This window comes from uncultured Holdemanella sp. (assembly GCF_958348295.1).
GTDB lineage: Bacteria > Bacillota_I > Bacilli_A > Erysipelotrichales > Erysipelotrichaceae > Holdemanella.
This window is the reverse complement of record NZ_CATVYQ010000006.1, coordinates 48,287-62,857: the sequence shown is the minus strand read 5'-3', so window position 1 is coordinate 62,857 and position 14,571 is coordinate 48,287. Positions and strand designations below refer to the sequence as shown.

Here is a 14,571-nt window from a genome sequence, read left to right as displayed (position 1 = left end):
GCCAATATTGCCACTGCGCCTACTGGATTATTGATTCCACCATCAAATGTAATGATCACATTCTCATTGGTTTCTGGTGGTACAAGTGTGGCTGCCTTATTTATGGCTGGATATATTCCAGGTGCATTGTGGGCACTAGCTTGTATGCTTGTTGTATATATCTACGCAAAGAAATCTGGATATAGAAGTCAGACTAAATTAACTGGAAAAGAAAAGTTTAATGCGTTTATTCAAGCTTTACCATGTTTATTATTAATCATTATTGTCATTGGAGGTATCATTGCCGGCGTCTTTACAGCAACAGAAGGTAGTGTTGTTGCCGTTGTATACTCATTATTACTTTCTATTTATGGATACAAATCAATGAAATGGAAAGATTTACCAGAAATCTTTAGAGCAAGTGCAGAAATGACAGGTATCATTATTTTCTTGATTGGTGTTTCTAGTATCATGTCTTGGGTTATGGCTTTCACAAACATTCCTACAATGGTTTCGAATGGATTATTATCAATTTCAAGCAATAAATACGTCATCTTATTAATGATCAACATTATCTTATTGGTAGTTGGTACATTCATGGATATGACACCAGCCACATTGATCTTTACGCCAATCTTCTTGCCAGTATGTACAGCCTTAGGTATGAACACAATTCACTTTGGTATTATGTTGATTTTCAACTTGTGCATTGGAACAATTACTCCTCCAGTAGGAACAACACTGTTTGTTGGTGTTAAAGTTGGTGGCGTTAAGATTGAAACGGTATTTAAACACTTGTTACCATATTTCTTCGCAATTATTGTTGTATTGATGTTGGTAACATATATTCCACAATTAAGTCTATGGTTACCTGGTTTAATGGGTTATGTAAGTTAGAAGGAAGGAAATTTTAAATGAAACAATTTATGGATAAAGACTTCTTATTGACAAATGAAGTCGCTAAGGAATTATTTTTTGATGCTGCAAATACAATGCCAATTGTAGATTATCATTGTCATATTGATCCAAAAGAAATTGCTGAAGATCGTAAATTTGAAAATATCACGCAAGTATGGCTTGGTGGTGACCACTATAAATGGCGTCAAATGCGTTCAAACGGAGTGGACGAATACTATATTACGGGAGATGCACCCGATCGTGAAAAATTCCAGAAGTGGGCAGAAACTCTTGAAAAAGCCATTGGAAACCCACTTTTCCACTGGTCTCACTTGGAACTTCAAAGATATTTTGGATATCATGGTGTATTAAATAGTAAAACAGCGGAAGAAGTTTGGAACTTATGTAATGAAAAATTACAACAAGATGATATGAGTGTGCGTAACTTAATTAAAAACTCAAATGTTAAATTATTATGTACTACAGATGATCCAATCGATGATTTACATTGGCATAAAGTGATTAAAGCGGATGAAACATTTGATGTAAAGGTACTTCCTGCTTGGCGTCCAGATAAAGCTATGCGTATCAATAAACCAGAATTTGCAGACTACATGAGCCAATTAGCTGCTGTTTCTGAAATTGAAATTCGTACTTTTGAAGATATGAAAAAAGCCATCATCAAACGTATGGAATACTTTAATGAATTAGGATGTCTAGTAAGTGATCATGGCTTGGATTATGTGATGTATGCTCCAGCAAGTGCAGAAGAAATCGAAAAAATCTTTGAAAAAGGATTGAATCACGAGGCTGTTACCGCGTTAGAGTGTGATCAATATAAGACAGCATTCTTACTATTTATCGCAAAAGAATACAAACGTTTAGGTTGGGTAATGCAGTTGCACTATGGATGTAAACGTGACAACAACACGACCATGTACAATAAGCTAGGACCAGATACGGGTTATGATTGTATTTCAAATTTTGCGCCTGCAGACCAACTTACAAATATGTTGGATGCGATCAATGAAAATGGTGGATTGCCAAAAACAATTTTATATAGTTTAAATCCTGGAGATGATGAATTGATCGGAACAGTACTTGGATGTTTCCAAAATAGTGATGCGATTGGAAAGATTCAACAAGGATCAGCTTGGTGGTTTAACGACAATAAAACGGGTATGGAAAAACAAATGACATCTTTGGCAAATTTAGGATTATTAGGTAATTTCTTAGGTATGTTAACAGATTCAAGAAGCTTCTTGTCGTATTCAAGACATGAATATTTCCGCCGTATCATGTGTAACTTAATTGGCACATGGGTAGAAAATGGAGAGTATCCTTATGATAAGGAAAACTTAACTGAAATCGTTAAGGGTATCTCTTACAACAATGCCGTTCGTTATTTTGGATTTGATTTATAATAGTTTTTAAGAGAACCTTGATTCAAGGTTCTCTTTTTTAGTGTCATAATTTAAAAATATGACACTTTTTCGATTGAAATGAAGGCAAAATGAGTCAAGTCTGACTCAAAATGGGGTAAAAAAACATAAAAAGGTGTCAAAATCTGAAATTATGAATCAAAACATGCTAAAAAAGCAGTGAAATGAGTCGAAATTTAAAATTTTGAACCAAAACATGCTTAAAAAGAAGTGAAATGATTCAATATTTGAAATTATGGCATTTTTTTGGATTTTGAGCATGCTAAAAATTTGTGTGATTTAAACTCATCTTCATGTTTCCCCTAGAAAAATGTAATTTTATTTAAATATTCCCCTAGAAAAGTGTTAAATACAGTGGAATATTCCCCTAGAAAAATGTAAAATCAGATTAAAGGAGGAAGATTCTATGTATCGATATATATATAATGATTTAGTAGAATGGAAAAATAGTAGCTACCGCAAACCTTTGATTTTAAATGGTGCAAGACAAACGGGAAAGACTTGGATTTTAAATGAATTTGGGAAAAAAGAATATAAAAATGTAGTGTATATTAATTGTGACAATAATAATGAGATGAAAGAAATGTTCTATGATTTTGATGTGAATCGTTTGATTTTAAGTTTTTCTGCTCTCACAAATACGCGGATTGAAAAAGAAAATACATTGATTATTTTAGATGAAATACAGGAATGTCCATTAGGATTAACGGCATTAAAATATTTCCAAGAAGAAGCCTTTGAATATCATATTGTTGTGGCAGGAAGCTTATTAGGTATCACTTTACACCAATCAACAGGATTTCCAGTGGGAAAAGTGGATCAATTAACGTTGTATCCCATGTCATTTAAAGAATTTTTGTTGGCTTTAAATGAAGATATATTGGTAGAACAGATGGAACACCATAATTGGAAAGAGATGGATGTGTTCCATGAAAAGTTAAAGAATTATTTAAGGCAATATTATTATGTTGGTGGTATGCCTGAAGTTGTTAAATATTATGCTCAAACCAAGGAAATATTTCATGTTCGCGAAATCCAAAATAGAATTCTTTTAAACTATCGACAAGATTTTTCAAAACATATACCAGGAAGCTTATTGACCAAAGTAAATTTAGTGTGGGATTCTGTTCCTGCACAACTGGCAAAGGAAAACAAAAAATTTATATATGGAATGCTAAAAAAGGGTGGGCGTGCGAAAGAGTTTGAAGATGCGATTCAATGGCTTGTGGATGCAGGCTTGGTGTTTAGGGTGAACCGTATTAATAAAGTATGCATGCCACTAAAATTCTATGAAGAATTTAATGCGTTTAAACTGTACTTACTTGATTTAGGACTTCTTGGTGCAATGGTGGATGCTCCCGCAAAAAATATATTAATAGGAGATAATGTATTTAAAGAATATAAGGGTGCTTTTACGGAGCAATATGTTGCTCAACAAATAGTGGCTTGTAATGTAACTCCAAAATACTATAATAATGAAAATTCAACAAATGAAATTGACTTTGTACTTCAGTTAGGAAATGTATATCCAATTGAGGTTAAGGCAGAAGAGAATTTAAAATCAAAAAGTATGAATACATTATTAAATGAGAATGAGGATATGGAAGGGTGGAAATTTTCAATGTCTTCATATCGTACTTTTAAACAAATCATAAATATTCCTTTGTATGATGTGGATGAATGGATATTAATGTATAAAGAAAAGATGTTGGAAATTTAAACCAACATCTTTTTAGGTTCTACCTGTTTTCATTGATATATTCATTTACGCTTTGTTTGACAATATTGAAGTTGACTTCACCATACTGTAGTAGGGCATTATGGAAGTCTGCATTGTCAAATTTTGAGTTTAATCTAGACTTGGCATTACTCTTTAAATCTACGATTTGAAGATATCCATAATAGTAGGATAAGAATACAGTTGGATTATCTGCCAATTGATTGTAAATACTTTCTAATCCTTCTGAACTAAACATATCGCCATATTCATTCTTGAAATCATTGAGTGACATACCATCATAATGAATGCTGATATCCATTAAGACAATGTATAGATTGGTAAGAATGTTATTCAAATTATAGGCTTCTAATAAGTCTTCATTATTATCTAAATAATGTAAAGACATGCTTTCCATATAAGTAGCCCATCCTTCTGACATACCTAGATTGTTGTAGAAGAATTGGATTGGGTATTTTAAATGTTCCTTATTGTATTGCGCTTGATACATATGCCCGGCAATACCTTCATGAGCTAATGTTTGATAAAGTGTTAAACTTGATGGATCATCACCATAATCACGTTTGTTGTAGCGCATTTGATAGTTTTGTGAATAATCCAAGGCTGGTGTAATAAAGTAGGCAACAATTCCGCTGACAGATTGATCTTCTGGTAGTGCCTTTAAATCATATTTCATGTTTTTTACTTCTGGAAAATCCTTTTTATAGTTCTTTTGAAGGCTTTCTAGAATTTGATTTACATCCGTAAAATCCGTTGAAACCGAATCGAGTTCATACGCAATCATTGGATTGGCTTTATATAGTTTTTGGAATTTAGTGATAGCCGAATTGATTGCGGATTGTGTATTCTTTTTGATGGTTGAAATAGAATCGGTAGAACTTGTCGCATTTTCAACTAATACTTCATAATATTTCTTACCATTTTTATAGTTGGATAATCCTTGTAAAGGTTGTACTTTAGATTGTAGTGAAGTTAATGTATCTAACATAGCCTGATAACTAGGAAAGAAACTTATATCCATAGCTTCTTTGACTTGTGCTTTATAAGATGTTGTTTTTTCTTCATCTAGATTTAAAGCGTCAATCGCATTATCTAATGCACTTGTGATTGAACTATCCTCTTTATTGTTGATGACATCTTGAATATCTTGAATAACAGAATCATAGTCAAACTGTAATGTATTCTTATTTGCTTGTTCGTTTGTATATTCCAATACATCATTTGTATAGCGAGGCACATCATTGATTAAAGTAATCAAATCTTGAATATCTTTTTCACTTCGTAAAATGTATTCAGAAAAAACAGAAACCAGGCTTTGGTGAAGTCCGCTCATTGTGCTCCAACAATTATTCAAATATTGAAATTTCTTGTTCTCTGCTTTTAAATTCAATTCATTCTCATACTTTAATTCATCATAGATGGTTTGTTGCGTCTTGTCTAAAGTACTGCGATTAAACTTGTTTAATTCTTTTTGATCTTCTTTGATTTCTTCTGTATTGTCCGTATAAAATTCACCAAGACTTACATCTACATTATTAATATCAATACCATAGTCTTCTGGATGTTCGAAGAATTGGTGCATCGTTGTATAGTCATTCTCGGCATATTCAACAACCAACTGATTTGTGTATTTTGTGAAGTCTTTGTTTTCTTTAGCCGCAAACGTATTGTCTTGCATAGTTGTTGATCCACATGCAGTAAGTGATAATACGGTAAAGCTAATAAATAGTTTTTTGAATGTATTTTTCATTAGAATCCTCCGAATTTTTAAAAAAATGGACTGATTATTCATCAGCCCATGTAATTTTCTTATTCTTAACACCTGCAATAGATGCCAACGCCAAAAGGTCATATCCCTTTTCAGTAATATACGTATGTCCTTTTTGGAAAGCTTTTTCGATAACCATTCCAACACCTACGATTTCAGCTTGTGCCTGTGCAATTAAGTTTTCAGTTCCCTTAAATGCTTCGCCATTTGCCAAGAAGTCATCAATGAATAAAACTATGTCACCTTTTTTCAAGTATTCTTTTTCAATACAAATTGGATATGTTTTATTCTTTGTGAAAGAGAAGACTTCCGCAAATGCTGGATCGATCATTGTGCTTGGTTGTGTTTTCTTGATGAAAATCAATGGCACATTCAAACGAATGGCAGTTGCGAATGCTGGGGCAATACCACTAGATTCGATGGTTACTACTTTTGTGATGCCTTTGTCTTTAAAGTGTTCATAAAATTCATTTCCCATTTCATCTACTAAAGAACAGTCAATTTGGTGATTTAAAAAAGCATCCACCTTTAATACTTCATCATTGATAAAATGTCCTCTAGTCTCGATTGCGTTTTTCAGTGCTTTCATTTTGCTTTCCTTCCTCTTTTCGTTTTATTTGTACAATAGTTTGTCCGATACGATGATTCTTTACTTCCTTAACATATACATCCATTAAGTCTAGACTGACTTTAAAATGTGAACCTTCATCAGGGATTTGTCCATAATGATTTAGGATGTATCCACCAAACGTGTCACAATCCTCATCTTCTAATGAAATGCCTAAAGCTTTTTCGACATCTTCAATGTCAGCTTGGCCATAGATTCTAAATTGATCTGCATCAATTTGTTGGATTGGATCTGGTTCTTCAATATCATCATCTTCTTGGATTTCACCAAGAAGGGTTTCAATAATATCGTGTAAAGTCACGATACCGGTCATTCCTCCGTATTCATCCAGTAAAACCGCAAAGTATACTTTTTTGATTTTCATTTCCTTCAATAAAACATCGGCCTTCATGTTTTGTGAAATAAAGAAAGGCTGATCCATTGCTTTATTGATGACATTATCTTGTTCAATCGAATCTAAACGGAAATAATCACGTGTATCTAGAATACCTACGACATCATCATTATCCTCATCACATACAGGGTATAATGTGTGACGATTTTCTAGAATGGTCTTTTTCCATGTTTCTTTATCATCATTTAAATATAGACAAACAACTTCACTTCGATGTGTGCAAATTTCTTCAACGGGTGTATCATCAAATTCAAATAAGTTTTCAATAAACTCCTTTTGACTTGGCTCAACTCCACCACCGTTGATAACTTCATAAATATCTTCTTCAGAATAATCTTCTTGTTCTTTTTCTACTTCAAAACGCAAGAAGAAAGTAAATGGTGTAAATAAGGATTGAATGCCTTTCGCAATAGACATAAATGTTTTTTCAAACTTGTCTGAATGAGCATTCGCAAATTTTCTTGGTAATAAATCACTCAATAAAATATATACATACACCAATAGAAGTACGACTACATAAAGTAATGGACCATGGATCAAAGATTGTAAATAGATTACGCTCATCACAATGCCAAATACTTCCATGCATAGAGATAACCATTTTAATGTAGCTTGATATTTATAAGAATCATCTTCGATTTCTTTGTTTGTAGAAACGATGCTGCTTGTCATTGAAAACAAGATGTTTAGAATAAATGTAAATAAAATTAAGATGGGAAGGCTCATATTAACCCTCCTAAACTATACTGTAACGGGACTGAATCATCCGGATTCATGAAACTATCACTCCTTCATTAATACCCATTATCATACACAATTTAAAGGCTTTTTTCAATGTGATAAAGAAAACAACCAGAAAAATCTGGCTGTTTTAAAATTATAGATATTTACTTGCGTTATTCATTAAATATTGAATGATGGATTGTCGTGTCACAATACCAATAAAGATCTGGCGATCATCGACTACGGGTACGAAGTTTTGTTTCAAAGATTGAGCGAACAATTGATCGACTGGAACATCGATTTGAACTGGTGGCGTAAAGTCTCCACGAATTAGTTCACGAATCTCCATTTGTTCAAGATCTTCTTTATGAATCGAAGGATGGTCTAATAAGTACCAAAGAAAATCCCCCTCTGTAATGGTTCCTACATAAACTCCTTCCTTATTAATAATGGGCATCGCCGTATATTTGTGCTTGCGCATGAGAGCGAGTCCATCTTCTACACTGATATTATCATATAAATATTTAACACTATTTTTAGCCTTCAGAAAAAAGAATACATTTTCCTGCATTGTCTATCACCTCAGCTTTATACTACCATAATATTTATCATTTAAAAATCATACAATTATGGGAAATTGTGCAGAAGTGTGATAGAATTTTTATAAAAGTGGAGGCAAGAAAATGGAACAATATAAAAAAGAGTTTATTGATTTCATATTGGAATCTAAAGTATTAAAATTTGGTGATTTTACACTAAAATCAGGACGTAAATCCCCATTCTTTATGAATGCTGGTGGATATGTTACAGGTAATCAATTAAAAAGATTAGGTGAATATTACGCAAAGGCCATCGTTAATCAATATGGTAAAGACTTCGATGTATTATTCGGACCTGCATATAAGGGAATTCCATTGGCTGTTGCGACTACAATCGCATTAGATAATTTATATGGAATGGAAGTTCGTTATTGTTCAGATCGTAAAGAAGAAAAAGATCATGGAGCTGATAAGGGAAGTTTCTTAGGAACAAAACTACAAGATGGTGATCGTGTCGTTATGATTGAAGATGTTACGACATCTGGAAAATCAATGGAAGAAACAGTACCAAAGGTTCGTGGTGCAGCAAATGTTGAAATCGTTGGATTGATGGTTTCTTTAAATCGTAACGAAAAGGGAAAAGGTGAAAAAACTGCATTAACTGAAGTTAGTGAATTATATGGTTTCCCAACAGCTGCAATCGTGTCAATGCCAGAAGTAATTGAATATTTAGGAGATAAATTAGATCCTGAATTAAAATCAAGAATTGATGCATACTATGAAGAATATGGAGCTAAGGAATAGAGTCGAAAGATTCTATTCTTTTTATATACTTTGCGCACTGCGGTATATTTCTTGTTAAATTACTTTGCGCACTGCGGTATATTTCTTGTTAAATTACTTTGCGTACTGCGGTATGTATATCTGTAAGTGCTTTATATAAAGCAAATTTATACGTTTTGTTTTTCTTGTGTTAAAATGCAACATTTTACGTTACTTTTGACATATTGTGAATTAAAATATAAGTAGATAGTGCAGTGTATAAAAGTGAGGTGATGGTGTATATGATATGCTGTACCATGACTTTAAGGAAAAGACGAATAATAATTCTTACAAAAAATTTATAATTTTGGTAAAATGTCTACAACAACGAGTCTTCTTACAGGATATAATTCCAGTTGTAGAAGGCTCGATTTTTGTATATTAGGAGGTATCTTATGATAATTACAATTACACGTGAATTTGGAAGTGGTGGAAGAACCATTGCCAAGAAATTAGCTGAAAAACTAGGCTATGCTTATTATGATTATGAAATTGTGCAACAAATTGCTCAAGAAAGTGGTTTTGCGAAAGAGTATATTGAAGAAAATGGGGAAGATGCATCAAGCACAAGTACATTTGGTTTTATTTGGAATAATTATGGATATAATTTATCCGACGAATTATATATTGCACAAAGAAATGTAATTTGTGAATTGGCCGATACAGGAAACTGCGTTATTGTAGGAAGATGTTCAGACTATATTCTTCGTGATCGTAAAGACGTATTGAATGTATTTATTCATGCCGATTTTGAATATCGAAAAAATCGTGTTGTTTCGGTTTATGGGCAAAATGAATTTGCGCCAGACAAACGAATCAAAGACAAAGATAAACGTCGTATTGCTTACTATAAATATTACACAGATCGTAAATGGGCCGATGCTAAAAATTATCAATTATGCTTAGACAGTGGTGTTTTGGGTATTGATAAATGTGTAGAATTAATTGAAAAAGCCATGTAATTTTACTTTGACAAATTAAAAAAATAAAAATATAATCACTTCGTAACGAGTAGCGGAAACAGCGTAAATCCAGTTTTCTGCTACTTTTTTATATTTTTGTAAAGTGTGTTGCTCAAAAGCGTAAGTCCAACTTATGTAGACAATGCACTTTTTTGTGTTTTAAGGAGGAAAAGAATGGAAGAAAACAACAAAATGAAAAATGAGCCCATCAATAAGTTAATGCTTCAAATGGGTGTGCCCATGATTTTATCTATGGCTTTGCAAGCTGTCTATAATATTGTGGACAGTGCCTTTGTAGGAAATATGAAAGAAGGAAGTGAAGCCGCATTAAATGCACTTACCTTAGTATTTCCAATTCAGATGTTGATGGTGGCCTTAGCCATTGGTACAGGTGTTGGAGTAAACGCCTTACTCGCAAGAACTTTGGGGCAGAGAAATCGTGAAAAAGCTTCTAAAGTAGCCGGAAATGGTTTGTTTCTAGCTACAGTTATTTATATTATTTGTGTGTTGTTTGGATTGTTTGGCATTAAAGCCTATATATCCTCTCAAACAAGGAATGTGCTTGTATTATCGATGAGTGTAGACTATCTAAGGATTTGTTGCCTATTATCCTTTGGCGTTGTGTTCTTTTCTATATTTGAAAAACTGCTCCAAGCTACAGGACGCTCCTTATATTCTACAATTGGACAAGTTACAGGAGCCGTAATCAATATGATTCTAGATCCTGTATTAATCTATGGTTTCAATTTAGGTGTACAAGGAGCGGCTTATGCGACAGTCATTGGACAAATTTTATCGGCTCTATTATTAGTTGTGTTTCATATGCGTTTAAATAAAGAATTTGATCATGGTCTCACTTATACAAAACCCAATAAGCGTATCATCAAAGAAATCTATTCGATTGGACTTCCAGCCATTATTGCGCAGGCATTGATGTCATTCATGGTATATGCGATGAACTTAATTCTAAAATTTGATGCATCTGCACAAACAGCCTATGGACTTTTCTATAAAGTACAACAATTTGTACTATTTATGGCATTCGGTTTAAGAGATGCGATTACACCTATCATTGCCTTTTCGTATGGTATGCAAAATAAGCAGCGTGTTAAGGATGGAATCAAGTATGGCTTAATATATACTATAGTGTTAATGGCCTTGGGTACTCTAATTACAGAACTGTTCCCAAACTTTTTTGCGACACTATTTAATGCAGGACAATCTAGAATATATTTCATCAGTGCTGTTCGAATCATATCCATTAGCTTTTTGTTTGCAGGTGTAAATACCGCATTTCAAGGTGTGTATCAAGCTTTGAATGGAGGTATGGAATCCTTGATCGTATCCTTGCTTAGACAAGCCATTTTGATTTTACCTTTAGCTTGGGGATTTTCAAAATTAGTCATTCAATATAAGATGGATGTTTCTTTGATTTGGTATGCATTTGTGATTACGGAAGTTTTATCTTGTGTTGTGGGATGGGTATTTTTAAGACGAATTGAGAAAAAGAAGATGGTGTTTGATTAAGGTCAAACACTTTTTCTTTTGTGTGGTGTATAATAAAGTACATATGGAGGAAACATATGGAACAAGATTCTCTATTTTCAATACAAGAAGATACAAGGCCTTTAGCCGATCGTATGCGTCCGGAAACATTGGATGAATATGTGGGACAAAAACAGCTTGTTGCCAAGGGAAATCTTTTGTGGCAAATGATTGAACATGATCAAGTGACATCGATGATTTTCTGGGGTCCACCAGGAGTAGGAAAAACGACATTGGCACGTATTATTGCACATCAGACAAAGAGTTATTTTGTGGATTTCTCAGCTGTTACTAGTGGCATTAAAGAAATCAAGGAAGTTATGAAACAGGCTGATACGCGTAGGGCCTTGGGACAAAAAACAATATTATTCGTAGATGAAATCCATCGTTTTAATAAGGCGCAACAAGATGCGTTTTTACCTTATGTTGAAAAGGGAAGTATCATTCTGATTGGTGCTACAACAGAAAATCCAAGCTTTGAGATCAATTCAGCCCTTTTATCTAGGTGTAGAGTATTTGTGTTAAACAGTCTAAATACGGATGACTTAAAAGATTTGATTATTCGTGCTATTTCCAGCTCAAAAGGATTAGGCAATTTAAAAATACATATTACGGATGAAGATATAGATGCGATTGCCGCATTTTCAGGTGGGGATGCCCGCTTTTGTTTAAACACATTAGAGATGGTTGTATATAATAGTCCAAGTGAATTGGATGGAATTCATGTTTCACAGGATATTTTGAAGCAATGCCTTCAAAAAAGGTCGTTACTGTATGATAAAAAAGGGGAGGAACACTATAATATTATTTCGGCTCTACATAAAAGTGTACGAAACTCCGATGTACAGGCCGCTGTATATTGGCTAGCACGTATGTTAGAGGCTGGAGAAGACCCTTTATATATCGCAAGAAGATTCGTTCGTATGGCTAGTGAAGATATTGGTATGGCAGATTCTAGAGCCTTAGAAATCTGTGTGGCAGCCTATCAGGCATGTCACTATTTAGGTGTTCCAGAATGCAATGTACACTTAACGCATGCAGCTGTATATTTGGCTTTGGCTCCAAAATCAAACGCTTTAGAAGTGGCTTATAATAATGCGAAAAGTGATGCATTAAAAACATTAGATCAGCCAGTGCCTTTACATATTCGTAATGCACCGACAAAGTTAATGAAAGATTTAGGTTACAGTAAAGGATATGAGTATTCACATGATTATGAATATCACATGACGGATATGCAGTGTCTTCCAGATGCTCTAGTTGGTAAAGAATATTATGTACCTAGTGATCAGGGATCTGAAGTGAAGGTGCGTAATCGTCTTGCGCAGATTAAACAAATCAAGGCAATGGTGCATAGAAATCGTATGATGAAGCAAAATCCTAAAGGAGGAAAATCGTGAAACCACATGAGCTAATGAATGAATTACAATATGGTGAGAGTATAGAAGTAGAATGTAAAAAAGCGTCAAATTCTTTACCAAAATCTGTATGGGAAACATATTCTTCTTTTGCAAACACAAATGGTGGAACTATATATCTAGGGGTTGATGAACCCAAAAACAATCATTTTGAGATTGTTGGAGTAGATTGTCCTGAAAAAATAATAAAAGATTTTTGGGATACAATTTCTAGCGATAAAGTAAGTTCAAATATTTTGTTGGAAAAAGATGTTCGTAAAGAATGTATTGATGGCAAAAGTATTGTCATAATTCATGTGCCTCGTGCCGATTACAAGCATAGACCAGTTTATATAAACGGAAATCCTATGAAGGGAACATATAAAAGAAATTATGAAGGAGATTATCATTGTACAGAAAGTGAGATAAAATCATTCTTTCGAGATGCTAGCGATGAAGGGAACGATGGTACCTTGTTATCAGGCTATACAATGGAAGATATTGATGGAGATACTTTGCAGATGTATAGGAATGCATTTGAGGTACATAATCCAAATCATGTATGGAATTCATTGGATAATAAAAACTTTTTGAGAAGTCTTGGCGGATATGCTGTAAACAGAGGGACAAAAGAAGAAGGATTGACGTTAGCGGGATTATTGATGTTTGGGAAAGGTCTCTCTATACGGGAAAGATTAGAGAATTTTCGCTTTGATTTTTTAGATATGACAAATTTGATTGGAGACAGAAGATGGTCAGATCGTTTGACATATGATGGAACATGGGAAAATAACATTTACAATTTTATTAAGATAGTATTACCTAAGTTAGTGTCTGATTTAAAACGACCTTTTGTTTTGGAAGGTTTTCAACGGAAAGATGATACAGAAGTACATGCCTCTATACGAGAAGCAATGATGAATAGTATTATTCACTGTGATTATCATCAAGCTGGAATTTTAAAGATAATTAAAAAAGATAATGAATTTATTTTTTCTAATCCAGGTAGATTAAAAATATCTATTGAAGAAATTTATGAAGGTGGAAATTCAGTTGCGAGAAATCCTAAAATACAAACAATGCTGAGGATGATTGGATATGGTGAGAATATTGGTTCTGGATTCCCTATGATTTTAAAGACGTGGAAAGCCGAAAATTGGAGAAAACCAGAACTTTTAGAAAATGAAAACTTATCATGTGTTGAATTGCATTTACATATGATAAGTTTATTGCCTCAAGAGATAACAGAATATTTATCGCAAATATTTAAAGAGGATTATTTCTTGTTAAACGCAGAAGAACAAATGATTTTAAGCATTACTTATATGGATAAAGAAATTACAAATGAGAAAATACAATTATTGCTTAACACACATGTTGTTGAAGTTGGTAAATATTTATCTGATTTAGTAAAAAAAGAAATGTTGGTAGTAAACCAAAATGGTAGATGGACAACCTATAGCATAAATGAAAAGTATGGAGTATCTTTGATTTCATCTTTGGAATCAGATGAAGATTTGAATAAAACAGATAGAGAAATATTAGAATATTTAAAGAATAATAAGAAAATTACATCTAAAGATGTTATAAAGGTGACTAATATTTCATCCATATCAGGAGCTAATAAAGCTCTAAAAAGATTATTTGATAAAAATCTGTTGAAAAAAACTAGAATTAAGAATAGTGTATTTTATGAAATAAAGGAGTGTTAAAGTGGAAACCACTCAAAAAAGTGGA

The 14,571-nt window shown here is 33.2% G+C and carries 12 protein-coding genes; 8 read left to right on the top strand and 4 right to left on the bottom strand.

Translation table 11 applies throughout. From position 1 onward, the window contains the following. The 3 genes from Q3907_RS02230 to Q3907_RS02220 all read left to right on the top strand — a co-directional run. On the top strand, positions 1-876 hold an 876-nt coding region (locus Q3907_RS02230; RefSeq protein ID WP_301897033.1), incomplete at its 5' end, for a TRAP transporter large permease. A 17-nt stretch (positions 877-893) separates the two neighbouring features. Next, a complete protein-coding gene (gene uxaC / locus Q3907_RS02225) occupies positions 894-2,300 on the top strand; it encodes a glucuronate isomerase (RefSeq protein ID WP_301897032.1) in 1,407 nt (468 codons plus the stop codon). Between the two features lie 424 nt (positions 2,301-2,724). Then, the gene (locus Q3907_RS02220; protein WP_301897031.1) at positions 2,725-4,038 is read left to right on the top strand and encodes an ATP-binding protein; all 1,314 of its coding nucleotides are present in this window, start codon (positions 2,725-2,727) and stop codon (positions 4,036-4,038) included. A 19-nt stretch (positions 4,039-4,057) separates the two neighbouring features. On the opposite strand, the gene Q3907_RS02215 is transcribed toward Q3907_RS02220, so the two are convergent. The 4 genes from Q3907_RS02215 to Q3907_RS02200 form a co-directional block, all read right to left on the bottom strand. Beyond that, a complete protein-coding gene (locus tag Q3907_RS02215; protein ID WP_301897030.1) occupies positions 4,058-5,806 on the bottom strand; it encodes a DUF885 family protein in 1,749 nt (582 codons plus the stop codon). Between the two features lie 34 nt (positions 5,807-5,840). After that, entirely contained in the window at positions 5,841-6,413 is a 573-nt protein-coding gene (locus Q3907_RS02210; protein WP_301897029.1) for a xanthine phosphoribosyltransferase, read from the bottom strand. Then, a complete protein-coding gene (locus Q3907_RS02205) occupies positions 6,382-7,572 on the bottom strand; it encodes a hemolysin family protein (protein WP_301897028.1) in 1,191 nt (396 codons plus the stop codon). The genes Q3907_RS02210 and Q3907_RS02205 overlap by 32 nt, the downstream gene beginning before the upstream one ends. Positions 7,573-7,723: 151 nt before the next feature. Next, on the bottom strand, positions 7,724-8,140 hold the full coding sequence (locus Q3907_RS02200; RefSeq protein WP_118011141.1) for a CBS domain-containing protein: 417 nt from the start codon (positions 8,138-8,140) through the stop codon (positions 7,724-7,726). Between the two features lie 112 nt (positions 8,141-8,252). On the opposite strand from Q3907_RS02200, the gene pyrE reads away from it, so the two are divergent. From pyrE to Q3907_RS02175, 5 genes are all read left to right on the top strand, one after another. Then, a complete protein-coding gene (pyrE, locus tag Q3907_RS02195; RefSeq protein WP_301897027.1) occupies positions 8,253-8,912 on the top strand; it encodes an orotate phosphoribosyltransferase in 660 nt (219 codons plus the stop codon). Between the two features lie 413 nt (positions 8,913-9,325). Beyond that, positions 9,326-9,892, top strand: coding sequence for an AAA family ATPase (locus Q3907_RS02190; RefSeq protein ID WP_301897026.1), 567 nt, complete (start codon positions 9,326-9,328; stop codon positions 9,890-9,892). A gap of 174 nt (positions 9,893-10,066) precedes the next feature. Further along, positions 10,067-11,419 carry an MATE family efflux transporter gene (locus tag Q3907_RS02185; protein ID WP_301897025.1) on the top strand — a complete coding sequence of 451 codons (1,353 nt, stop codon included), beginning with the start codon at positions 10,067-10,069 and terminating at the stop codon, positions 11,417-11,419. Positions 11,420-11,475: 56 nt separating this feature from the next. Continuing rightward, positions 11,476-12,837, top strand: coding sequence for a replication-associated recombination protein A (locus Q3907_RS02180; protein WP_295644890.1), 1,362 nt, complete (start codon positions 11,476-11,478; stop codon positions 12,835-12,837). Continuing rightward, a complete protein-coding gene (locus Q3907_RS02175; protein WP_301897024.1) occupies positions 12,834-14,546 on the top strand; it encodes an RNA-binding domain-containing protein in 1,713 nt (570 codons plus the stop codon). Before Q3907_RS02180 ends, Q3907_RS02175 begins: the two co-directional genes overlap by 4 nt. Positions 14,547-14,571: the final 25 nt, after the last annotated feature.